This is a genomic window from Streptomyces sp. NPDC094032 (assembly GCF_040303965.1).
GTDB lineage: Bacteria > Actinomycetota > Actinomycetes > Streptomycetales > Streptomycetaceae > Streptomyces.
The window spans coordinates 45,625-67,346 of record NZ_JBEOUE010000023.1; the positions used below are offsets into that span (position 1 = coordinate 45,625).

General features: G+C 72.3%; 21 protein-coding genes. 12 read left to right on the forward strand and 9 right to left on the reverse strand.

The features are described 5' to 3' along the window. Positions 1-31: 31 nt before the first annotated feature. From ABTZ54_RS27345 to ABTZ54_RS27355, 3 genes are all read right to left on the reverse strand, one after another. Positions 32-1,489, reverse strand: coding sequence for a catalase (locus ABTZ54_RS27345; RefSeq protein WP_351668026.1), 1,458 nt, complete (start codon positions 1,487-1,489; stop codon positions 32-34). Between the two features lie 190 nt (positions 1,490-1,679). Then, positions 1,680-2,570 (reverse strand): 2-hydroxy-3-oxopropionate reductase, encoded by an 891-nt coding sequence (locus ABTZ54_RS27350; RefSeq protein WP_351668028.1) that lies wholly within the window; start codon positions 2,568-2,570, stop codon positions 1,680-1,682. A gap of 44 nt (positions 2,571-2,614) precedes the next feature. Then, complete coding sequence (locus ABTZ54_RS27355; RefSeq protein ID WP_351668030.1) at positions 2,615-3,466, reverse strand: TIM barrel protein; 852 nt, start codon at positions 3,464-3,466, stop codon at positions 2,615-2,617. 140 nt (positions 3,467-3,606) lie between these two features. On the opposite strand from ABTZ54_RS27355, the gene ABTZ54_RS27360 reads away from it, so the two are divergent. The 9 genes from ABTZ54_RS27360 to ABTZ54_RS27400 all read left to right on the forward strand — a co-directional run bounded on the left by ABTZ54_RS27360 (position 3,607) and on the right by ABTZ54_RS27400 (position 11,711). Beyond that, positions 3,607-3,867, forward strand: a complete 261-nt coding sequence (locus tag ABTZ54_RS27360) for a YkoF family thiamine-binding protein (RefSeq protein WP_351668162.1) — start codon at positions 3,607-3,609, stop codon at positions 3,865-3,867. A 44-nt stretch (positions 3,868-3,911) separates the two neighbouring features. Further along, positions 3,912-4,250: a helix-turn-helix domain-containing protein gene (locus ABTZ54_RS27365; protein ID WP_351668164.1), complete on the forward strand. Its 339-nt coding sequence runs from the start codon at positions 3,912-3,914 to the stop codon at positions 4,248-4,250. Positions 4,251-4,405: 155 nt separating this feature from the next. Further along, the gene (gene uraD / locus ABTZ54_RS27370; RefSeq protein WP_351668032.1) at positions 4,406-4,924 is read left to right on the forward strand and encodes a 2-oxo-4-hydroxy-4-carboxy-5-ureidoimidazoline decarboxylase; all 519 of its coding nucleotides are present in this window, start codon (positions 4,406-4,408) and stop codon (positions 4,922-4,924) included. Continuing rightward, a complete protein-coding gene (uraH, locus tag ABTZ54_RS27375) occupies positions 4,921-5,328 on the forward strand; it encodes a hydroxyisourate hydrolase (protein ID WP_351668034.1) in 408 nt (135 codons plus the stop codon). The genes uraD and uraH overlap by 4 nt, the downstream gene beginning before the upstream one ends. Positions 5,329-5,333: 5 nt before the next feature. After that, complete coding sequence (pucL, locus tag ABTZ54_RS27380) at positions 5,334-6,281, forward strand: factor-independent urate hydroxylase (RefSeq protein WP_351668036.1); 948 nt, start codon at positions 5,334-5,336, stop codon at positions 6,279-6,281. 69 nt (positions 6,282-6,350) lie between these two features. After that, a complete protein-coding gene (locus ABTZ54_RS27385; RefSeq protein WP_351668038.1) occupies positions 6,351-7,754 on the forward strand; it encodes a nucleobase:cation symporter-2 family protein in 1,404 nt (467 codons plus the stop codon). A 48-nt stretch (positions 7,755-7,802) separates the two neighbouring features. Next, a complete protein-coding gene (locus tag ABTZ54_RS27390) occupies positions 7,803-9,191 on the forward strand; it encodes an 8-oxoguanine deaminase (RefSeq protein WP_351668040.1) in 1,389 nt (462 codons plus the stop codon). Between the two features lie 391 nt (positions 9,192-9,582). Further along, on the forward strand, positions 9,583-10,932 hold the full coding sequence (locus tag ABTZ54_RS27395) for a nucleobase:cation symporter-2 family protein (RefSeq protein WP_351668042.1): 1,350 nt from the start codon (positions 9,583-9,585) through the stop codon (positions 10,930-10,932). Between the two features lie 62 nt (positions 10,933-10,994). Continuing rightward, on the forward strand, positions 10,995-11,711 hold the full coding sequence (locus ABTZ54_RS27400) for an aspartate/glutamate racemase family protein (protein WP_351668044.1): 717 nt from the start codon (positions 10,995-10,997) through the stop codon (positions 11,709-11,711). A 10-nt stretch (positions 11,712-11,721) separates the two neighbouring features. On the opposite strand, the gene ABTZ54_RS27405 is transcribed toward ABTZ54_RS27400, so the two are convergent. Continuing rightward, positions 11,722-12,300, reverse strand: a complete 579-nt coding sequence (locus ABTZ54_RS27405; protein WP_351668046.1) for a hypothetical protein — start codon at positions 12,298-12,300, stop codon at positions 11,722-11,724. Positions 12,301-12,464: 164 nt separating this feature from the next. On the opposite strand from ABTZ54_RS27405, the gene ABTZ54_RS27410 reads away from it, so the two are divergent. After that, positions 12,465-13,445 carry a fibronectin type III domain-containing protein gene (locus ABTZ54_RS27410; protein WP_351668048.1) on the forward strand — a complete coding sequence of 327 codons (981 nt, stop codon included), beginning with the start codon at positions 12,465-12,467 and terminating at the stop codon, positions 13,443-13,445. A 40-nt stretch (positions 13,446-13,485) separates the two neighbouring features. After that, positions 13,486-15,285, forward strand: coding sequence for a hypothetical protein (locus ABTZ54_RS27415; protein WP_351668050.1), 1,800 nt, complete (start codon positions 13,486-13,488; stop codon positions 15,283-15,285). A gap of 16 nt (positions 15,286-15,301) precedes the next feature. Here the strand turns inward: ABTZ54_RS27415 and ABTZ54_RS27420 are convergent, their stop codons facing one another. The 3 genes from ABTZ54_RS27420 to ABTZ54_RS27430 all read right to left on the reverse strand — a co-directional run bounded on the left by ABTZ54_RS27420 (position 15,302) and on the right by ABTZ54_RS27430 (position 19,162). After that, on the reverse strand, positions 15,302-16,450 hold the full coding sequence (locus ABTZ54_RS27420) for a GDSL-type esterase/lipase family protein (protein ID WP_351668052.1): 1,149 nt from the start codon (positions 16,448-16,450) through the stop codon (positions 15,302-15,304). Between the two features lie 251 nt (positions 16,451-16,701). After that, positions 16,702-18,324 (reverse strand): malate synthase A, encoded by a 1,623-nt coding sequence (gene aceB / locus ABTZ54_RS27425; protein WP_351668054.1) that lies wholly within the window; start codon positions 18,322-18,324, stop codon positions 16,702-16,704. 226 nt (positions 18,325-18,550) lie between these two features. Beyond that, the gene (locus ABTZ54_RS27430; protein ID WP_351668056.1) at positions 18,551-19,162 is read right to left on the reverse strand and encodes a nucleotidyltransferase family protein; all 612 of its coding nucleotides are present in this window, start codon (positions 19,160-19,162) and stop codon (positions 18,551-18,553) included. Positions 19,163-19,328: 166 nt separating this feature from the next. Here ABTZ54_RS27430 and ABTZ54_RS27435 point away from each other — a divergent pair, with 166 nt between their 5' ends. After that, on the forward strand, positions 19,329-19,658 hold the full coding sequence (locus ABTZ54_RS27435; RefSeq protein ID WP_351668058.1) for a DUF5955 family protein: 330 nt from the start codon (positions 19,329-19,331) through the stop codon (positions 19,656-19,658). 172 nt (positions 19,659-19,830) lie between these two features. Here the strand turns inward: ABTZ54_RS27435 and ABTZ54_RS27440 are convergent, their stop codons facing one another. Further along, positions 19,831-20,457, reverse strand: coding sequence for a response regulator (locus ABTZ54_RS27440; protein ID WP_351668060.1), 627 nt, complete (start codon positions 20,455-20,457; stop codon positions 19,831-19,833). Next, a complete protein-coding gene (locus ABTZ54_RS27445) occupies positions 20,454-21,635 on the reverse strand; it encodes a sensor histidine kinase (protein ID WP_351668062.1) in 1,182 nt (393 codons plus the stop codon). The genes ABTZ54_RS27440 and ABTZ54_RS27445 overlap by 4 nt, the downstream gene beginning before the upstream one ends. Between the last annotated feature and the right edge of the window lie 87 nt (positions 21,636-21,722).

A 21,722-nucleotide genomic window follows, 5' to 3' on the forward strand; every position in this document is an offset into this window, starting at 1 on the left:
GGCACCGTACGCTGTCTGGGTGTTCGGAGGATCAGTCCTCGCGCAGGGCGCGGACGGCCTCCTCGACGCGCTTGCCGTAGTCGGCGTCGGCGGCGGCGAAGTGGGCGATGTTCTTCTCGATGATGTCCTCGCGGGAGACCTGGGAGAGGCCACCGGCGATGTTGGCGATCAGGCGGCCCTTCTCGTCCTCGGACATCAGGCGGTAGAGCTCACCGGCCTGGAAGAAGTCGTCGTCCTTGGCGTGCTGCGGCGCCGCGTGGGTGCCGGTCCAGCCGTGGATGGCGAGCGGCGCGGAGAGCGCGGCGTCGGTCTGCGCGGGACCGGAGTACGAGTTGGGCTCGTAGTTCTTGTCGTGGCGCGAGCCGTTGCGGGTGGCCATGTAGCCGTCGCGGCCGTAGTTGTCCGCGACGGTCGCCTTGGGGGCGTTGACCGGCAGCTGGGTGTGGTTGACGCCGAGGCGGTAGCGGTGGGCGTCCGCGTAGGCGAAGAGACGGCCCTGGAGCATCTTGTCGGGGGAGGGGCCGATGCCCGGAACGAAGTTGTTCGGGGAGAAGGCGGCCTGCTCGACCTCGGCGAAGACGTTGTCCGGGTTGCGGTCGAGGACCAGGCGGCCCACGCGCCGCAGCGGGTAGTCGCTGTGCGGCCACACCTTGGTGAGGTCGAAGGGGTTGAAGCGGTAGTCGGCGGCCTCGGCGGCCGGCATCACCTGGACGTAGAGGGTCCAGGAGGGGCTCACGCCGCGCTCGATCGACTGGAGCAGGTCGGTCTGGTGCGAGTTCGCGTCCTTGCCGACGAGCTCGGCGGCCTGCTCGCCGGAGAGGGAGCGGATGCCCTGGTTCGTCTTGAAGTGGTACTTGACGAAGAAGGCCTCGCCCGCCTCGTTGGTCCACTGGTAGGTGTGCGAGCCGTAGCCGTTCATGTGACGGTACGAGGCGGGGATGCCGCGGTCGCCCATGAGCCAGGTCACCTGGTGGGTGGCCTCGGGGGCGTGCGCCCAGAAGTCCCAGACGTTGTCCGGCTCCTGCTTGCCCGTGAACGGGTCGCGCTTCTGCGAGTGGATGAAGTCGGGGAACTTGATCGGGTCCTTGATGAAGAACACCGGGGTGTTGTTGCCGACGAGGTCGTAGTTGCCCTCCTCGGTGTAGAACTTCAGCGCGAAGCCGCGCGGGTCGCGGACCGCGTCCGCGCCGCCGAGCGAGTCGGCCACGGTCGAGAAGCGCAGGAAGGTCTCGGTCTTCTTGCCCGGCTCGGAGAGGAAGTCCGCCTTGGTGTACGCGGTGACGTCGTCGGTCACCTCGAAGTAGCCGTACGCGCCGGAGCCGCGGGCGTGCACCACGCGCTCCGGGATGCGCTCACGGTTGAAGCGCGCGAGCTTCTCCAGCAGGTGCTGGTCCTGGAGCAGGATCGGGCCACCGACGCCGGCGGTGGCGGAGTTCTGGTTGTCGGCGACAGGGGCGCCGGACTCGGTCGTAAGCACGCGCTTCGACATCGTGACCTTCCGTACGGGAGCTGCACTGCTGGGAGTGCTCCGGAGCGTATGTACGCCCGCCGAGCAGCGTCAACAGTTTGTTGAAATTGAAGTGTGGTGTTCCGGACGGCGGCGGCGCCTGGGCGCGACAGGACAGGTGTCAGCGCCACCGCCGCCCGGAAATCAGGGCCCCGTCAGGACGGGGGGCGGGTCAGACCTGCTGGCCGGAGAGGCGCTCGACGGCACGCAGCAGGGCCGAGTGGTCCAGGCCGCCGTCGCCCTGGGCGCGCAGGGACGCGACCAGCTGGGCGACCACGGCGCCGACCGGGAGGGCCGCACCGACGTTGCGGGCGGCGTCGGTGACGATGCCCATGTCCTTGTGGTGCAGGTCGATCCGGAAGCCGGGCTTGAAGTCCCGGTTCAGGAAGTTGTCCTTCTTGCGGGTCAGGACCGTGGAGCCGGCCAGACCGCCGTTGAGGACGTCCAGGGCGGCCTGGAGGTTCACGCCGGACTTCTCCAGGAAGACCACGGCCTCGGCGCACGCCTGGATGTTCACGGCGACGATCAGCTGGTTGGCGGCCTTCACCGTCTGGCCCGAGCCGTGCGGACCGCACAGCACGATGACCTTGCCGAGGGTCTCCAGGATCGGGAGGGCCTCGTCGAAGTCGGCCTGCTCGCCGCCCACCATGATCGACAGGACGGCCTCGATGGCGCCGGCCTCGCCGCCGGAGACGGGGGCGTCGATGACGCGGATGCCCTTCTCCTTGGCGTTCTTCGCCAGGTCGACCGAGGTCTGCGGGGTGATCGACGACATGTCGACGACCAGCGCGCCCGCCCTGGCGTTCTCCAGGATGCCCTCGGGGCCGTAGGAGATGGCCTCGACCTGCGGGGAGGCGGGCACCATCGTGATGATCACGTCGGCGTCCTTGACGGCCTCGGCGATCGAGCCGGCGACGGTGCCGCCGGCCGCGGCGAGGCGGTCCAGCTTGTCCTGCTCCAGGGTGAAGCCGGTGACCGAGTAGCCGGCCTTGATCAGGTTCTCGGACATGGGGGAGCCCATGATGCCGAGACCGATCCACGCGACCTTGGGAAGATTGCTCATGAGGGTGCCTCTCAAAACAAGGTGGTACGGGGAGGGGGCCTGCGTCAGCGGGCGGGGCGGGCCTCGGGGGCGAGCCATTCGAAGGACGAGGCGGCGTCGGCCGCCTTGTACTCCAGGCCCACCCAGCCGTCGTAACCGGCCTTCCGCAGCTCGCCGAGGAGCTGCTCCAGGGGCAGTTCGCCGGTGAACGGGGCGCCGCGGCCCGGCTTGTCGGCGATCTGGACGTGACCGGTCTTGTCCGCGTACGCCGCGATGACCTGGCTGACGTCCTCGCCGTTCATGGCCAGGTGGTAGATGTCGAGGAGGAACTTGGCGTTGCCGAGGCCGGTGGCCGCGTTCACCTTGTCGACGATCTCGACACCGGCGGGGGCGCTCACCAGCGGGTAGAGCGGCGACTCCGGCTTGTTGAGGGTCTCGATCAGCAGGATCGCGCCGACCCGGTCGGCCGCGCGGGCCGCGAGCACCAGGTTCTCCAGGGCGAGCTCGTCCTGGACGGCCGGGTCCACGCCCTCGACGCGGTTGCCGTAGAGCGCGTTGAGCGCCTTGCAGCCCACCGAGGCCGCGAAGTCCGCGGCGACGTCGATGTTGGCCCGGAAGCGGTCCGACTCCTCGCCGGGCACCGAGACCGCGCCGCGGTCCGGGCCGGGGAGCTGTCCGGCGTAGAAGTTCAGGCCCACCAGCTGGGTGCCCGCGTCCTCAAGAGCCTTCTTGAGGGCGTCGAGCTCGCTCGGCTCGGGGGTGGCGGTGTCGATCCAGGGCCACCACAGCTCGACCGCGGTGAAGCCCGCCGCGGCGGCGGCCGCGGGGCGCTCCAGGAGCGGGAGTTCCGTGAAGAGGATCGACAGGTTCACATCGAAGCGCTGGTCCGTGACTGCGCCGTCTGAGAAGCGGGCCATGAGGGGCGGCGCTCCTTCCGTATTGCGGAAGTAACTTTCTGTCTGACGGAATGTTGCAAGCGGACCGGTCGACTTGTCAAGGGGTCCCCGCAGGTCCGGGGCTCCCGTGGGCCGCGAGCGGGCCGTAGCGTGGGGGCATGGTGCGTTTGAGAGTGGAGTTCACGACCGAGCCGTTCGACCTGGACGAGGCGCCGGCGCACGCGGTCGTGGCCCGTGAGGTCATCCAGTCGGCCGAACTGGACGCGGTGGATGTGGGGCCCTTCGGCAATACGGCGGAAGGCGGGGCCGACGCGGTGCTCACCGCGGTGGACGCGCTGCTGCGCGAGTCCCTCGCGGCGGGGGCCACCCGGGTCTCGCTCCAGGTCAACGTGATCGGGGAGACCGGGGAGGGCGCGAAGTGAGCGAGCACCCCCTGGTGGCGGCGGTGAAGCCGCTCGTCGACGCGATGGGCGCCGAGCTGCTGGTGCCGGAGCAGGCGGGAGCGGACGACGTGGTCCTCGCCTGGGAGGGCGAGGACGTGCTCGCCGTGCGGCTGCCGCAGCTGTCCGAATCCCTGGATCACATTCTGGCCGCGATGGAACGGCGGCACGGGATGCCGCTCGCCGAGCTCGACCGCAAGAGCAAGCAGGAGGCGGTGCGCGTCCTGGAGGCGCGTGGTGCCTTCTCGGTCCGCCATGGGGTGGAGACGGTGGCGGGGGCGCTGGGCGTCAGCCGCTTCACCGTGTACAACTACCTCAACAGGGAGACCGCCCTGAACAGGGAAAAGGACCCCAAGAGCGGGTAGTTGATCATGAGTGGCCATGAGCCGTCGTCCAGATGTCGGGACGACGGCTTTTGTGTGGCCGAGTTTTCAACAAAGTGTTGACGTCGTGTTGCGGAGGGCGTTAGCTATCCGCAGCCCGTCCGACGCACAGCGAAAAACAGCCACGGAGGCTTCCCGTGACTTCAGGTACGACGCCGGGTCTCACCCGGTTCAACACCTCGGCGGACGGCGACGCCGTCGCCGCACTCCACGAGGTGTGCTCCAGTTCGGCGTGGGGGAGCAAGCTGCTCGCCCAGCGCCCGTACGCCACCGCCGAAGCCCTCTTCCTCGCCAGTGACGCCGCCACGGCGGAACTGACGGCGGAGGATCTGGCCGACGCGATGGCGGGCCACCCGCCGATCGGTCGTCCGAAGGCAGGGGACCCGACCTCCTCCCGCGAGCAGAGCGGGATGGCCGGCGCCTCCGCGGAGCTCAAGGCCGAGATGCTCGAACTCAACCTGGCCTACCAGGACAGGTTCGGCCATGTCTTCCTCATCTGCGCCACCGGCAGGACCGGCGAGCAGATGCGCGACGCGATCCGCGAACGGATCGAGAACTCGCCCGAGCGGGAGCGGGAGATCGTCCGCACCGAACTGGGCAAGATCAACCGCATCCGTCTGACCCGTCTCGTCGAGACCGAGGAAGAGAACGCATGAGCACCGACACCACCGCATCGGTGTCCACCCACATCCTGGACACCAGCGTCGGCCGCCCGGCCGAGGGCGTGGCCATCACGCTCGCGGCCCGCGCCGGCTCCGACGCCGAGTGGACCGCCCTGGGCGGCTCCGCCACCGACGCGGACGGGCGCTGCAAGGACCTCCCGGCCCTGCCGGAGGGCACCACCCACGTACGGCTCGACTTCCAGACCGAGGCGTACTTCCTGAGCAAGCAGAACAAGCAAGCCGAGGCGCAGCAGGACGCCCCCGCGAATCGGGACAGCGGCACGACCGGAGCGTTCTTCCCGGAGGTGGCGATCACGTTCGCCGTCGTCCCGGGCGAGCACTACCACGTACCGCTGCTGCTCAACCCGTTCGGCTACTCCGTTTACCGAGGGAGCTAGCAGACATGAACCCCCTTTCCCGCCCTGCCCACCCTGTGATCCTCGGCCAGAACCAGTACGGCAAAGCAGAGAACCGCGTCGTCAAGATCACGCGGGACGGCGCGACCCACCACATCAAGGACCTGAACGTCTCCGTCGCCCTCTCCGGCGACCTCGACGACGTCCACCTCACCGGCTCGAACGCCCACTGCCTCCCCACCGACACGACGAAGAACACCGTCTTCGCGTTCGCCAAGGAGTACGGCATCGAGTCCGCCGAGCAGTTCGGCATCCACCTGGCCCGGCACTTCGTGACCAGCCAGGAGCCGATCCACCGCGCCCGCATCCAGATCGAGGAGTACTCCTGGGAGCGGATCGCCGGATCCGACGCCAACTCCAAGTTCATCGGCTCGGACGAGGTCAACCACTCCTTCGTCCGCAAGGGCCAGGAGACCCGGGTCACCCAGATCACCTACGACGGCACGAACTGGGAGGTCATCTCCGGCCTCAAGGACCTCGTCGTCATGAACTCCACCAACTCGGAGTTCTGGGGCTACATCAAGGACAAGTACACGACCCTCCAGGAGGCGTACGACCGCATCCTGGCCACGCAGGTGTCCGGCCGCTGGCGGTTCAACTGGACCGACGACGAGCAGCGGATGCCCAACTGGGAGCGGTCCTACGAGCAGACCAAGAAGCACATGCTCGAAGCCTTCGCGGAGACGTACTCGTACTCCCTCCAGCAGACGCTCTACCAGATGGCCACGCGGATCATCAACCACCGCGCGGAGATCGACGAGGTCCGCTTCTCGCTCCCGAACAAGCACCACTTCCTGGTCGACCTCGAACCCTTCGGTCTGAAGAACGACAACGAGGTCTACTACGCGGCCGACCGCATGTACGGCCTCATCGAGGCCACGGTCCTGCGTGACGGCGCCACGGCGCAGATCCCGGTCGACATGACCAACCTCTAAGCGGCACCGAGTGCGCGCCCCCGCCCGCCCCGCAGTCGGGCGGGGGCGCGCACACCGGAGGGAACTTCCATGGCTCAGCCTGCAAAGGGGCCGGCAACCGCCGAAGGCCCGTGTTCCACCCCGTCCACCCCGGCCGCCTGCCACCCGGTGGACGAGAAACTCCCCGCCTCGCGGCTCGTCCCCGCGGCACTCCAGCACATCGCCGCCATGTACGCGGGCGTCGTCACCCCTCCGCTCATCATCGGCCAGGCGGTCGGCCTGGACGCCGCCGGAATGACCCGGCTGATCGCCGCCAGCCTGCTGATCGCCGGCTGCGCGACCATCCTGCAGACCCTCGGCCTCGGCCGCTTCGCCGGCAACCGGCTCCCGTTCGTGAACGCCGCCTCCTCGGCCGGCATCGCCCCGATGCTCGCCATCGCCGAGACCAGCGCCCCGGGACACCAACTCCCCGCCATCTACGGCGCGGTGATGGTCGCCGGAGTCTTCTGCCTCGCCGTCGGCCCCTTCTTCGGCCGGCTGCTGCGCTTCTTCCCGCCGCTCGTCACCGGCGTCGTCATCACCCTCATCGGGGTCACCCTGATGCCCGTGCCCGTCGGCTGGGCCCAGGGCGGGGACAAGAACGCCGCCGACTTCGGCGCCATGAAGTACCTGGCGCTCGCCGGCTTCACCCTCGTCGTCATCCTGCTCTTCCAGCGCTTCGGCAAGGGCTTCGTCAAGCAGATCGCGCTGCTGCTCGGCCTGTTCATCGGCACCCTCGCCGCGATCCCCTTCGGCATGGCGGACTTCAGCGCCCTGCGGGAAGCGCCGGTCGCCGCGCTGCCCACCCCCTTCGCCTTCGGCGCCCCCGAGTTCCAGCCCGCCGCGATCCTCTCCCTGTGCATCGTGATGCTGGTCCTGATGACCGAGTCCAGCGCCGGAATGCTCGCCCTCGGCGAGATCTGCGAGCGGCGCAGCGACGGCCGGACCATCACCCGCGGACTGCGCACCGACGGCATCGCCACCCTCCTCGGCCCCGTCTTCGGCGGCTTCCCCACCTCGGCCTTCGCCCAGAACGTCGGCGTCGTCTCGCTGACCCGGGTGCGCAGCCGGTACGTGGTCGCCGTCGCCGGCGGCGCCCTGCTGGTCCTCGGCGCCTTCCCGGTGCTCGGCGCGGTCGTCTCCATGGTGCCGATGCCGGTCCTCGGCGGCGCGGGCATCGTCCTCTTCGGCTCGATCGCCGTGAGCGGCATCCGGACCCTGTCCGAGGCCGGGCTCGACGACAGCTCCAACATCATCCTGGTGGCGGTCGCGCTCGGAGCGGGCATCATCCCGCTCGCCGCACCCACCTTCTACGCCGGATTCCCCGCCTGGGCGCAGACCGTGCTCGGCTCCGGCATCAGCGCGGGCGCGCTCGTCGCCGTCCTGCTGAACCTCTTCTTCCACCATCTCGGCACCCGGAGCCGTCACGCGGCTCCGGCACTCAAATCCTCCTAGGGTCCTGCCGTGCCCGTCCATCCCCCCAGGAATGAAGGAAGCACCGTCATGGCAGCACCTTCGGCAGCCCAGCGCATCGTCATCGAGAACGCGGCGATCGCGACCGTCGACGCGAACGACACCGAGTACGCCACCGGCTACCTCGTCGTCGCCGACAACAAGATCGAGTCCATCGGTGCCGGGAAGGCCCCCGAGGGCCTGGAGAACGTGGTCCGGCGGATCGACGCCACCGGCCATCTGATCACGCCGGGTCTCGTCAACACCCACCACCACTTCTACCAGTGGATCACCCGGGGTCTCGCGACCGACCACAACCTCTTCAACTGGCTGGTCGCGCTCTACCCGACCTGGGCCCGCATCGACGAGCAGATGGTGCGCGTCGCCGCCCAGGGATCGCTGGCGATGATGGCCCGCGGCGGTGTCACCACCGCCATGGACCACCACTACGTCTACCCGCAGGGCTCCGGCGACCTGTCCGGCGCCATCATCGGCGCCGCGAGCGACATGGGCGTCCGCTTCACCCTCGCCCGCGGCTCCATGGACCGCAGCCAGAAGGACGGCGGCCTGCCGCCGGACTTCGCCGTCGAGACCACCGAGGGCGCGCTCGCCGCGACCGAGGAGACCGTCAAGAAGTTCCACGACGCCTCCTTCGACGCGATGACCCAGGTCGCCGTCGCCCCCTGTTCCCCCTTCTCCATCTCCACCGAGCTGCTCCGCGAGGGCGCGGCCCTCGGCCGCCGGCTCGGCGTGCGGATGCACACCCACGGCTCGGAGACCGTGGAGGAGGAGAAGTTCTGCCACGAGCTCTTCGGCATGGGCCCGACGGACTACTTCGAGTCCACCGGCTTCCTCGGCGAGGACGTGTGGATGGCGCACTGCGTCCACATGAACGACTCCGACATCGCGGCCTTCGCCCGCACCAAGACCGGTGTGGCGCACTGCCCCTCGTCGAACGCGCGCCTCGCCGCCGGCATCGCCCGCGTACCCGACATGCTCAAGGCGGGCGTGCCGGTCGGCCTCGGCGTCGACGGCACCGCCTCCAACGAGTCGGGCGAGCTCCACACCGAGCTCCGCAACGCCCTGCTCATCAACCGCCTCGGCGCCCACCGCGAGTCCGCGCTCAACGCCCGCCAGGCCCTGCGCCTCGGCACCTACGGCGGCGCTCAGGTCCTCGGCCGCGCCGACAGCATCGGCTCCCTCGAAGCCGGCAAGCTGGCCGACTTCGTGCTCTGGAAGATCGACGGCCTCGGCCACTCGTCGATCGCCGACCCGGTCACCGCCATCGTCTTCGGTGCGGCCGCACCGGTCACCGCGTCCTTCGTCAACGGTCGGCAGATCGTGGAGAACAACCGTCTGCTGACCGCCGACGAGGACCAGATCGCGCGCGACGCGCGCACGGAGGCGCAGCGCCTGGCCCGTATCGCGGCCCAGGCCTGACCCTCCCCAAGGAGTCCGGTCGAGGGGGACGGCCCTCGACCGGTCGCCGCGGACCCGAGCGGGGCCCGCGGCAGCCCGACCGGGGGGTGACGTGCGCCCAGTCGTACGCACCCCCCGGGACGGTGAACGGTCTCCGTGCCCCACCAGGGCATTCCCCATCGGACACCCCGTCAGCGCCGCACCCCCTCCGCCGGCGCCGCACCGAGCCGCACCTCCCGCACCTCGCACCGCATCGCACCACCTCCCTGACACCCACGTCTCCGCCGACGTGTACCCGACCGGAGGAACCGCCGTGGCCGCCAAGCCCCAGGTTCGCAATGCACCAGACGCAGGGTCCGCCCCCGAGGCCCGGGAGACACACCCGGTAGACGAGGTCCTGCCCCCACTCAAGATGGCCACCAGCGGTCTGCAGCACGTGGCCGCCATGTACGCGGGAGTCGTCGCCCCGCCCCTGATCGTCGGAGCGGCCGTGGGCCTCTCCGGAACCGAACTCACCTTCCTCACCGGAGCGAGTCTCTTCACCGCCGGACTCGCCACCTTCCTCCAGACCCTCGGCGTCTGGAAGATCGGCGCCCGGCTGCCGTTCGTCAACGGCGTGACCTTCGCCGGCGTCGCCCCGATGCTCGCCATCGTCGACACCACGAAGGACAAGGCCGACGCCCTTCCGGTGATCTTCGGCGCGATCATCGTCGCCGGACTCCTCGGCTTCCTCGCCGCCCCCTTCTTCTCCCGGCTCGTCCGCTTCTTCCCGCCGGTCGTCACCGGCTCCGTGATCACCCTCATCGGAGTCTCCCTCCTCCCGGTCGCCTTCGGCTGGGCCCAGGGCCCCAACCCCAGGGCGGACGACTATGGTTCGACCACCTATCTGTCCCTCGCGGGCATCACCCTCGTCGTGGTGCTGCTGCTGCGCCGCTTCACCCGCGGCTTCCTCAAGCAGGTCGCCGTGCTCGTCGGCCTCGTCGTCGGCACGCTCATCGCGATACCGTTCGGCGTCACCGACTTCACCCCGGTGACCGAGGCCGACATCGTCGGCTTCCCGTCCCCCTTCCACTTCGGCGCCCCGCAGTTCGCCCTCGCCGCGATCATCTCCATGTGCGTGGTCATGCTGGTCTCCATGACCGAGTCGACCGCCGACATGCTGGCGCTCGGCGAGATCGTCGAGCGGCCGGCCGACGAGAAGACCATCGCCGCCGGACTGCGCGCCGACACCCTCGGCTCCGCGCTCAGCCCGCTCTTCAACGGCTTCATGTGCAGCGCCTTCGCGCAGAACATCGGCCTGGTCGCCATGACCCGGATCCGCAGCCGCTTCGTGGTCGCCTGCGGCGGCGGCTTCCTGGTCCTCATGGGCCTGTCGCCGGTGGCCGCCTCGCTGATCTCGGTCGTGCCCCGGCCGGTGCTCGGCGGCGCGGGCGTCGTCCTCTTCGGCTCGGTCGCCGCGAGCGGCATCCAGACCCTGGCCAAGGCCGGCCTGGAGAAGGACAACAACGTGCTGATCGTCGCCGTCTCGCTGGCGGTCGGCATCATCCCGATCACGAAGCCGGAGTTCTACCACGCCTTCCCGGAGACCGCGAAGATCATCCTGGACTCCGGCATCTCCACCGGCTGTGTCGCGGCCGTCCTGCTCAACCTGGTCTTCAACCACCTGGGCAAGCGCCGGGACGACGACACCGTGACCGCGCCCATGGAGCCGGGCGAGGAGATCTCCGGGACCAGATCGGCCAAGGCGGCGCACGTCCACTGAACCACCGCCTCCCGCCCCCGCCCGCCCCGGTCCCCGCGCACGCCGCGGGGCCCGGGGCGGTGGTGCTGGTCAACCCCAACACCTCCACGGCGACCACCCGGATGATGGTCTCCCTCGCCCGCCGCGCCCTCGCGGGCACGGGCCTGCGCGTCCGGGGCGTGACAGCCGCCGACGGCCCCGCGATGCTGACCGGCCCGGACGCCCTGCGCGCCGCCGTCCCGCACGTCCTCGCCGCCGCGCGCGCCGCCCGTGCCGGGGGCGACTGCGCGGCGCTGATCGTCGGCGCGTTCGGCGACCCGGGCGTGGCGGAGCTGCGGGCGCCCCTCGGGGACGCCCCGCGTGGCGTCGGCGTCGGCGACATCCCGCGCGCCGTCGGCCTCGGCGGCGCCCCGCCCGTCGTCGGCATCGGCGAGGCCGCGCTCGCCGAAGCCGCGGCCGGCGGACGCCGCTTCGGGATCGCCACGACCACCCCGTGCCTCGCCGACACGATCGCCGCCCACGTCCACCGCCTCGGTCTGGCCCCCGCGTTCACCGGCACCCGCTTCACCCCCGGCGACCCCGAACGCCTCGCCGCCCGCCCCGAGGCGCTGCTCGCCGCCCTGGAGGACGCCGCCCGCGCCTGCGCCCTGCGGGACGGCGCCGAGGCCGTCGTCATCGGCGGCGGCCCCTTGAGCGACGCGGCCGCCGCCCTGAGCACCCGTCTGAGGATCCCCGTGATCGCCCCGATCCCGGCCGCGTGCCGCCGGGTGGCGGGCCTCCTGGCCGCGGCCTCCGGATGACCTCGCGTCCTCACCGTTCCAACTCCATCCGTCGCGCGCACTCGTGGGCCAGGTTCGGATACGCCGCCGCGATGGCCTCGTACAGGCGGCGGCGCAGCAGGCGTTCGGCCTCGGTGCGGCCCGTGTCGCCGTACAGGCCGTCGAGGAGCGTCTCGTACCGGGCGAGGGCCTGGCGCAGGTAGCCGACCTGCCAGCGCACCATCGCGCCCGCGGTGATGCCGCCGGGTCCGCGCGCCCCGAGCAGATGCCGGTGGCGCACCGCGCGGCGCTCCAGCTCGGTGGCGGGTAGTCGGGGCACCTCGATGGGCTCCGCCCGGATCGCCGCGAGCACCGCCCGGCGCCGCCGCTCGGCCCCCGCTCCCGCCGCGGCCGAGCCCTGCCCGGCGACGGCGGCGGAGGAGAGGAACTCCGGGGTACGCTCCACCGCCTCGACGCGGGCGAGCAGGAAGAGCCGCACCGGAGCGAGCGACCAGCGTCTCGGGTCCCGGCCCTGCACGTCCGGCTGCCCCAGCAGCTCGCCGATCATCGCGTCGCTCCAGCCGCGCACGCGCAGCCCGGCCACGGTCACATAGGTCGTACGGTCCGTCACGCATCCCCCTGATATCGACTACGGAGAGTGATGGAATCAGTGAAGCGCACCCCACTGACAACGCCCCTCGCCGCCCGCCCCTTGTCGAGTCGCCCACCGCTGTGTCATACAGGTCCATCAGGTCCAGACCTTTCCCGGATCATCCGGCCGGACGGAGGCGTCCCGTGCAACGCCCGCTCGCCGCACGTCTGTTGACCCCGACGGCCGCCGTCAAAGCCGCCGTCGCCATCGCCTGCTTCCTCCTCGCCGCCTGCTCCGCGCCCCCCGCGAAGGACACCAGCCCCCCGACCGCCCCCACCGGCGTCACCGCCACCTCGGGCAGCGCCAGCACCGTCCACGTCATGTGGAGCGCCGCCACCGACGACCGCGCCGTCACCGGCTACGCCGTCTACCGCCAGGGCCGCGAGGTCAAGGAGCTCCCCGCCGAGACCCTCATGACCGACGTCACCGGCCTCGCCCCCGCCACCCCGCAGACCTTCACCGTCCGCGCCCGCGACGCCGCCGGGAACCTCTCCCCGGACAGCGCCGCCGTCACCGCCACCACCCTCGCCGCCACCGCCGAGGACCGCACGCCCCCCACCCGCCCCACCGCCCTGCGCGCCGCCCCCGCCGGGCCCGACGGCGCCACCCTGACCTGGCGGCCCGCCCGCGACGACACCCGCGTCACCGCCTACGACGTCTACCAGGCCGACGCCCGCGTCCACACCGTCCCCGGCACCGAGACCACCGCCCGGCTCACCGGGCTGCGCCCCGGCACCGCCTACGCGTTCACCGTCCGGGCCCGCGACGCCGCCGAGAACTCCTCCCCGGACAGCGCCCCCGCCGACCTCACCACCGCCCCCGCCCCCGGCGCCCCGCCCAACACCGCCCCCACCGCCGTCACCGCGAAGGCCACGAAGGGCGCCGTCACCCTCACCTGGACCCCGCCCGCCACCACCACGCCCGTCACCGAGCACCAGCTCTACCTGAACGGCCGATTCGCCACCACCATCGTCTGGGGCGCCCAGCCCCCGCCCGGCCCCGTCACGTACACCCTCGCCGTCCCCACCACCCCCGGCACCCGCTACACCGTCACCCTCCGCGCCCGGCTCCCCGACGGCACCTGGGGCGACTTCTCCGCGCCGCGCACGGTGGTGACCCCCTGAAGGCACGCACGCACACCGCGTCGGAACTACGCTGGGAAGCGTGGCCGAGATCGTCCTCACCAACACCGGGCTCGCCGCGTTCCTGGAGGCGAGCCCCGAGTTCCGGGGCCCTGGATCGCGCAGGGCCGCCGATGCCGTGCTGAGTCTGCTCGCGCTGCGCGGGGCGGACCGGGCCACGGGGCTGCCCGAGCCGACGCCGGGGATCGTGCGCCGGCTGCTCGTGGAGGACCTGCCCGCGTTCGTGTGCGCGGCGCCCGACGAGCTGGCCGCCTACCCGGCCGTGCTCCGGGCCCTCGCCCGCCGCTTCGACGGGTCGGGGCGCGCGGGCGTCGAGGGGGTGATCGGGGAGGCCGCCGATGACTTCGAACGGGCCATGGGCGACCCCGGGAACCTCACCTGGCCCCGCTGGTACGCCCAGCTCCTGCGGGCCGACGGCACCGACCCCGACGACCCCGCCGCCGTACGGGCCTGGCTCGCCCGGCTCGACGGGCCGCCGGTCCCCGACGGGGTGCGACGCGCCGACCTGATGGGGCGCACCGCCGTCGCCGACGTCCTGCTCGCCGAGGCGCTGACCCGGGCCTACGTACGCGACGCCGAACGCCCGCCGCCCGCGGGACCGCTGCTGACCGACCACGACGTGGCCCAGGGCATCGGCACCGTCGCCGCCGCGCTGCTCGACCGGTGGACCGCGGCCGGTCTCGCCGAGGGCCTCACCGGCGCCTACGCCCACCTCGCGCCGGGGCCCGACGCCTTCCCCCACCTCGTCCTCGCCGACACCCTGCTCGACGAACACCTCGACTACTACGGGGATCCCGCCGAGCCCCTGCCCCCGCCCGAGGAAGAGGGCGACCCGCCGGACCCGGAGGCCGACGCCGACCTGCTCGCCGCCGCCGTCGACGCGCTCGCCGAGGCGGGGCCGTACGGCGGCGAGGCCGCCCATCTGCTCTACACGCTCTACCAGCGCGGCTGCTCCGCCGAGTCCGTCGCCCGCCGCGCCGCCGAGTTCGAGGACTGGCCGGTCGACCCGGCCCTGGAGGACGCCCCCGTCCGCGTACCGCCGCCCGCCTCGCCTGCGTACACGACCCCGACGGCCGGCGAACTGGCCCGGCTGCTCGGCGCGCCCGGTATCAACGCCACCGACCGTGCCCGGCTCGACGGGCCCGCCCACGAGCTGGCCGCCGTCGTCGACCGGCTGGCCGCGACCGGGCTCGTCTTCCGCCGCGGCGACGCCTTCGGCCTCACCCCGGACGGATCTGCCGCGATCCGCTATCTGCTCGCCGTCCGCGGGGTCGCCGTGCCCGACGCCGCCGACACCCGGGCCTGGGACGCGCCCACGCTGGTGGCCGCCGCCGCGGGCTGGCCCCCGGCCGCCGCCGGGCGGGTGCTCGCGGACTGGCTGCGGGCCCTCGAAGCGGCCCCTGGCGACATCGACGAGCAGGCCTGGACGCAGCTGCTCGGCGCTCTCGGCCGGGTCAACGCGGGCACCTCCGACGCGGCCGCCACCCGGGCCCTGCTCGGCGTCCTCGACCTGTCCGCCGCCCCGGTCGGCGCGCTGCGCACGGCGCTCACCGACCCGGTCGTCGGCGCCCGCGCGGAGGCGGCCCTGAAGGCCCGGGGCGAGAGCGTGGACCCGACGGCGGTGCCGACGTCCGCCCGGGCCCTGGACCTCCTCGACCGGCTGCCCGGCAAGAAGGGGCCGCTGGAGTCACGCCGTACCGCCTTCGACACGGCGGCCGGCGGCTGGCCAGGCGGCTCGGCCGCGCTGGTCGCCGCGATGGCCGCGGCCGACCCGTACGAGACGACCCGGGTCCTCGGCCCGCTGGGCATCACCCCGCCGTGACCGGAAGGGCCCGGTATCACCCCGCCGTCAGGTACATCCCCGACGCCCCCGCGCCCGCCGTGTTGCGGCAGCTGTAGTCGCCGGTGGTACGGGCGTTGATGAGCGCCAGGCAGCGGCCGAGGGCCAGCTGCCCGTAGTAGTTGGGGTGCATGTCCTCCTGGAGTGGGCCCTGGGTCTCGTTCTGGTCGATCCAGCGGGCCCACTCGCTCGTCGTGGCCGAGGCCGGGACGGTGGAGCTGACCAGTCTGCTGGCCTTTGCGCACACCTCGCGGCCCTGGAGCATGTCGCGCAGGTCCATGAACTGCGCGCCCTTCGCCTTCGCCACCGCCTTGAGCCGGTTGGCGATCTGCGGGACGAGGGAGTCGCGGGCCCAGTCGGAGTCGGCGTTCCAGAAGGGGCAGCCGCCGGTGTTCGTGCGGGTCCAGCCGCTCTCGCCGTAACGGTTCTCCGTGGAGCGGGGGATGGGGGAGGGGTACGACTGGAGGACGATCCGGTAGTCGGCGGCGGCGTATCCGGCGCTGGTCATCACGGCCCTGATCTCGTCCACCGACTTGCCGACGGCCGCCATCGCCCCGTCGATCTTCGCGTCGACGGCGGCCTGCTGGTCGTCGTGGCAGTAGGAGTACCAGACGATGTAGTCGGTGGCGCAGGTGGTGATGACGTCGGCGAAGCCGAGGTCGTTGCCGCCGATCGACAGCGCGATCAGCTTCACGTCGCGGGTGGCGGCGACGGCCGCGAGCTGGTCGGCCTGCGGGGCCTCGCCCTTGTACGGGACTCCGCCGTTCGAGGCGCGGAAGACGTTACGGGTGGTGGCGCCCGAACAGGCCAGGTTGACCAGCTCGGTGGCGAGGCCGCCCGCGCTCTTCACCTCCGCCGAGTCCGAGCGGTGGCAGCCGTTGGCGTCCGAGGCGCCGTACACCCGGCTCGGGTCGTATCCGCTGCCGGTCCAGGCCCGGTCGGTGCCGAGGCGGCCGCCGCTGGTGGTCAGGCTGTTGCCCTGCCAGCGGCCGGCCTCGCCGGAGATGTAGCTGTCGCCCATGGAGACGACGGCGGTGGGCCCGGAGCCGGGCGCGGCCACGGCGGGGGAGGGGGCCAGCGAGGCGAGTCCGGCGGCGACGCACAGGGTGAGCAGTCCGCGCAGGGCGCGGTGGGGGGACGAAGGCATGGCTGTGCTCCTGCGGTATGCGGTGCGCAGTGAGTGGGGGACAGCCGCCGGCCGGTGGCATGGCGGAATCTCGCACGGCGCGACTTATTACCGCTAGGTAGCCGCACATCTCGGTTACGTCACGTGACTTGTGAAACGCCATGGATCGAAAGGATGAGCAAACGGGTGAACGCGCGAAAAGGGCTCCGCCCCCGCTGTCTCGTCAGCGGGGGCGGAGCCCGGGTCCTGCGTGCTGTTCGGCCGCTGTGCGGTCAGCCGACCAGCTGGTCGTACGCGGGGAGGGTCAGGAAGTCCGCGTAGTCGGCGTCCAGGGAGACATGCAGCAGGAGGTCGTGCGCCTGCTGCCACTTCCCGGCCGCGAACGCCTCGTCGCCGATCTCCGCGCGGATCGCGGCCAGTTCCTCGGCGGCGACCGCGCGGGCCAGCTCCGGGGTGGCCCGCTCGCCGTTCTCGAAGACGACCTCGGCGTTGATCCACTGCCAGATCTGCGAGCGGGAGATCTCGGCGGTCGCCGCGTCCTCCATCAGGTTGAAGATGGCGACGGCGCCCAGGCCGCGCAGCCAGGCCTCGATGTAGCGGATGCCGACCTGGACCGCGTTGCGCAGGCCCTCGTAGGTCGGGTGGGCGTCGAGGGAGGCGATGTCGATGAGCTCGGGGCCCTCGACGTGCACGTCCTCGCGCAGCCGGTCCTTCTGGTTCGGCTTCTCGCCGAGCACCGCGTCGAAGGAGGCCAGGGCGATCGGGACCAGGTCGGGGTGGGCGACCCAGGAGCCGTCGAAGCCGTCGCCGGCCTCGCGGTCCTTGTCGGCCTTGACCTTCTCGAAGGCGACCTTGTTGACCTCGGCGTCCCGGCGGGACGGGATGAAGGCCGCCATGCCGCCGATCGCGTGCGCGCCGCGCTTGTGGCAGGTGCGGACGAGGAGTTCGGTGTACGCGCGCATGAACGGGGCCGTCATCGTGACCAGGTTGCGGTCCGGCAGGACGAACTTGGCGCCGCCGTCACGGAAGTTCTTGACGATGGAGAACAGGTAGTCCCAGCGGCCCGCGTTCAACCCGGCGGCGTGGTCGCGGAGTTCGTAGAGGATCTCCTCCATCTCGTACGCGGCCGTGATCGTCTCGATGAGGACGGTGGCGCGGACGGTGCCCTGCGGGATGCCGACGTAGTCCTGGGAGAAGACGAAGATCTCGTTCCAGAGGCGGGCCTCCAGGTGCGACTCGGTCTTCGGCAGGTAGAAGTACGGGCCCTTGCCGAGGTCGATCAGGCGCTGGGCGTTGTGGAAGAAGTAGAGGCCGAAGTCGACCAGGGCGCCGGGCACCGGGCGTCCGTCGACGGTCAGGTGGCGCTCCTCCAGGTGCCAGCCGCGCGGGCGCATGACGACGGTGGCGAGCTCGTCGGCCGGCTTCAGGGCGTACGACTTGCCCGAGCGCGGGTCGGTGAAGTCGATGTTCCGGGTGTACGCGTCGACCAGGTTGACCTGGCCGAGGACCACGTTCTCCCAGGTCGGCGCCGAGGCGTCCTCGAAGTCCGCGAGCCAGACCTTCGCGCCCGAGTTGAGCGCGTTGATCGTCATCTTGCGGTCGGTCGGGCCGGTGATCTCGACCCGCCGGTCGTTCAGGGCCGCCGGGGCGGGCGCGACCTTCCAGGAGTCGTCGGCACGGACGGCCGCGGTCTCGGGAAGGAAGCCCAGCGTGGAGGTGCGGGCGATCTCGGCGCGGCGCTCGGCGCGGCGGGCGAGCAGCTCGTCGCGGCGCGGGGTGAACCGGCGGTGCAGCTCGGCCACGAAGGCGAGGGCCGCGTCGGTGAGCACCTCCTCCTGGCGCGGCAGGGGCTCGGCTTCGACGACGACCAGGGAGGACGGCGCTGGTGCGGACATGAACTGTCACTTCCTTCAGCGGACTTCACGGGCGGTGCCAGACGGCCGCCGGGCGTCGCGGTACGGCACGGAGTGCCGCAGGCGCCGAGGTACGGCCGCGAGCGCCGTCTCAAGGAGCAGGCGCTTCTGAACAGTGGATACTAGTTTCCTCATGGTGGAAGTTCAATGGTTTGTTGATGTCGAGATTCTTCGGGTCGACACAACGTGGCGCTCGGTGCCACCACCTTCACTCCAGGTGCACCAGGTCCGCCTCCGTGTCGATGTCATAGGGCTCGGCCACATCCGAACAGTCCACGAGCGTGATCGCATCCCGGTGCGCCTTCAGGTAGTCCCGCGCCCCCTGGTCCCCGACCGCGCCCGCCGCGATGCCCGCCCAGCGGCCGGCGCCGAACAGCACCGGATGGCCGCGCTTCCCGTCGTACGAGGCCGCCGCGAGGGTGTCCCGCGAGCGGTACGCGGCCCGGACCCGGGCCACCGCGGCGGCCCCGATCCCCGGCTGGTCCACCAGCGACACCAGCGCCGCGTCCACGCGCGGCCCCGCCGCCTCCAGGGAGGCCAGGCCGGTCCTCAGCGAGGAGCCCATGCCCTCGGCCCAGTCCGGGTTGTCCACCAGGACGCAGCCCGGCAGCACCGCGCGCTCCCGCACCTGATCGGCCGCCGCCCCGAGCACCACGTGCACCACCTCGCAGCCGCCCTCGCGCAGCACCCGCACCGCGTTCTCGACGAGCGGGCGGCCGCGGTGGGGGAGCAGCGCCTTGGGCCGGCCGCCGAGCCGCCGCCCGCCGCCGGCGGCCAGCAGGAGGCCCGCCACGAGAGGTACTTCCGTCTCACCAATCATGGGGACTGCATACCGCATCGCCCCCACCACGCCGCCGTCACACGGACGCCTGAATTACGTCCGCCCGCTGGCGCGCCGGGCGCACGGAGGAGTTAACTGGCCCGCGACCCGGGCGCCCGACCGTCGCGGGCGGGTCGGCACAGGGGCGTGCGCGAGGGGGAGTGCCATGTTGCGAAGCGTGGGGCAGAGGCGAGTGACCGGCGAGGGCGTGGATCCCAGGGTGGACGGGCTGAGGGCCGCCGTCTCCCGGCTCAGGCGCGAACTGGCCGCGCTGCGCACCGACTTCGCCGACCGCGGCATCGCCGAGGACGAGCTCGCCGCGCTGGACGCCATGGCGGCGGGCGGCGCCCCCGAGGTACGGCGGCTGCGCCGCTCGCTGCTGCTCGTCGCGGGCTCGGTCGGCTCCGTCAGCGCCCTCGCCGACGGCCTCGTGGCCCTGCGCCGGGCCGTGGACCTCTTCGGGCCGCCGGAGCCCCCGGCGCCGAGGAGTCCCTAGGCCGTGTCCGGAAAGTCCCGCCTGGCCCGCGACGCCTGGCACGCACGATCGCCGCGTTGCCGGAATGCCCAAGTAGCTCCGCTACGAGGGCACCCCGGCGCCTTGCGCTCGCACGCACCAGACGCCGCGGGCCCTGCCCTGCGGGCAGACGGCGCTACTTTCCGGACACGGCCTAGCGCCTGATCAGCCGCCGGGCCGTCGCCGTCGCCACCGCGGCGGTACGGGAGTCGACGCCCAGCTTGGCGAAGATGTGCACCAGATGCGACTTCACCGTCGCCTGGCTCAGGAACAGGGCCTTGCTGATCTGCTGGTTCGACAGGCCCTCGCCGACCAGCTGGAGCACCTCCAGCTCCCGCTTGGTCAGCGCCTCCGCCGGGGTCCGCATCCGGTCCATCAGCCGGTGCGCCACCGCGGGGGCCAGCGCCGACTGGCCGGCGGCGGCCGTCCGTACCGCCGCCGCGAGCTCCTCCGGCGGGGCGTCCTTCAGGAGGTAGCCGGAGGCGCCGGCCTCCACCGCCGCCAGGATGTCCGCGTCCGTGTCGTACGTGGTCAGGACCAGCACCCGGGGACCGCCCGGCACGGCCGTGATCGCGGCCGTCGCCTCCGAGCCGTGCATCCCGGCGCCGAACTGGAGGTCCATCAGGACCACGTCCACACCCCCGGCGGCGGCCAGCTCCACCGCCCGCTCGGCCGTCGCGGCCTCCGCGACCACGGCGAAGTCCGGCTCCGTGTCGAGGACGGCGCGGAGCCCGGCCCGTACCACCGGATGGTCGTCGGCGAGCAGCAGTCGGATGGTCATGCGTCGGCTCCAGCGGACGGAGGGGCGTCGGGCAGGGGGAGGGTCACGGCCACGGCGGTGCCCTGGCCGGGCGCCGACTCCACGGTGAAGGCGCCGCCCAGGGACTCGGCCCGGGAGCGCATCGCGGGCAGCCCGAAGCCGCCCTCGGAGGAGGGCCGCACCGCGCCGGGGTCGAAGCCCTTGCCGTCGTCGACGACGTCCAGGGCGACCGAGCCGCCCATGAACGACAGGGTGATCTCCGCCCGCGAGGCGGAGGCGTGCCGGACGGTGTTGGCGAGCGCCGACTGCGCGATCCGCAGCAGCGCCACCTCGTACGGGGTGGGCAGCTCGGCCGGAGTGCCGCTCACCGAGAAGCGCACCCGGGGTCCGTCCGGACCGGCCGTCCCGCACAGCCGCTCCAGGGCCCCGGCGAGCGAGCCGTGCTCCAGGTCGGGCGGGGTCAGGGCGCGCACGAAGCGCCGGGCCTCCGCGAGGTTGTCCTGCGCGGCCCGCCGGGCCTCCTCGATGTGCCCGGCGGCCGGGGAGCCCTCCGGCAGCGCCCTTTCGGCGGCCCGCAGCAGCAGCTGGATCGAGGAGAGCCCCTGCGCCAGGGTGTCGTGGATCTCCCGGGCGAGCCGCTCCCGCTCGGCGAGCGTCCCCGCGTGCCGCTCCGCCGCCGCGAGCTCGGCCCGGGTGGAGATCAGCTCCTCGATGAGCTGCCGCCGCCGCTCGCTCTCGCGGTACAGCGCCTGGTAGCCGAGCACGGTCGCCACGGCCACCGCGCCGCCGAGCAGCGGTCCGATGAACACCCCCGGGTTGAGCGGGGCGCCGTGCCGCACGTACGACAGGATCGCCGCGCCCGCCGTCAGCGCCACGGCCGGCAGCGACCAGCGCACCGGCAGCAGGTGCAGCTGGAGGAAGTACAGCGGGAAGGCCACCCACAGCCCGTCGGGCGTGGTCCACAGCAACAGCAGCCAGGCCGCGCACAGCGCCCCCAGCCACACCGCGGCGCCCCGCTGCGACTCGCGCACGGCCGGCACCAGCGAACCGGCCGCGTAGACCACACCGGTCAGCACGGCCGCCACGACCCCGGCACCCGACTCGGCGCGCAGCGCGGCGAGCACCAGCAGCCCGCCCATCAGCAGATGAAGACAGAGGCGCAGGGCGCGCAGGGCGGGGGTCAGCGAACGGGGATCCATGGTCCGTCCAGCGTATGCGCGAGCGAGGGCCGGTCCGGACAATCCGGACTCAACCGAAAGTTTGATTACGGAGCAATCCGTGGCGCG

Coding starts and splice junctions, on each gene's coding strand:
- ABTZ54_RS27345 (WP_351668026.1), bottom strand. CDS start 1,489: ATGTCGAAGCGCGTGCTTACGACCGAGTCCGGCGCCCCTGTCGCCGAC.
- ABTZ54_RS27350 (WP_351668028.1), bottom strand. CDS start 2,570: ATGAGCAATCTTCCCAAGGTCGCGTGGATCGGTCTCGGCATCATGGGC.
- ABTZ54_RS27355 (WP_351668030.1), bottom strand. CDS start 3,466: ATGGCCCGCTTCTCAGACGGCGCAGTCACGGACCAGCGCTTCGATGTG.
- ABTZ54_RS27365 (WP_351668164.1), top strand. CDS start 3,912: ATGGGCGCCGAGCTGCTGGTGCCGGAGCAGGCGGGAGCGGACGACGTG.
- uraH (WP_351668034.1), top strand. CDS start 4,921: ATGAGCACCGACACCACCGCATCGGTGTCCACCCACATCCTGGACACC.
- pucL (WP_351668036.1), top strand. CDS start 5,334: ATGAACCCCCTTTCCCGCCCTGCCCACCCTGTGATCCTCGGCCAGAAC.
- ABTZ54_RS27385 (WP_351668038.1), top strand. CDS start 6,351: ATGGCTCAGCCTGCAAAGGGGCCGGCAACCGCCGAAGGCCCGTGTTCC.
- ABTZ54_RS27390 (WP_351668040.1), top strand. CDS start 7,803: ATGGCAGCACCTTCGGCAGCCCAGCGCATCGTCATCGAGAACGCGGCG.
- ABTZ54_RS27395 (WP_351668042.1), top strand. CDS start 9,583: ATGGCCACCAGCGGTCTGCAGCACGTGGCCGCCATGTACGCGGGAGTC.
- ABTZ54_RS27420 (WP_351668052.1), bottom strand. CDS start 16,450: ATGCCTTCGTCCCCCCACCGCGCCCTGCGCGGACTGCTCACCCTGTGC.
- aceB (WP_351668054.1), bottom strand. CDS start 18,324: ATGTCCGCACCAGCGCCGTCCTCCCTGGTCGTCGTCGAAGCCGAGCCC.
- ABTZ54_RS27430 (WP_351668056.1), bottom strand. CDS start 19,162: ATGATTGGTGAGACGGAAGTACCTCTCGTGGCGGGCCTCCTGCTGGCC.
- ABTZ54_RS27435 (WP_351668058.1), top strand. CDS start 19,329: ATGTTGCGAAGCGTGGGGCAGAGGCGAGTGACCGGCGAGGGCGTGGAT.
- ABTZ54_RS27440 (WP_351668060.1), bottom strand. CDS start 20,457: ATGACCATCCGACTGCTGCTCGCCGACGACCATCCGGTGGTACGGGCC.
- ABTZ54_RS27445 (WP_351668062.1), bottom strand. CDS start 21,635: ATGGATCCCCGTTCGCTGACCCCCGCCCTGCGCGCCCTGCGCCTCTGT.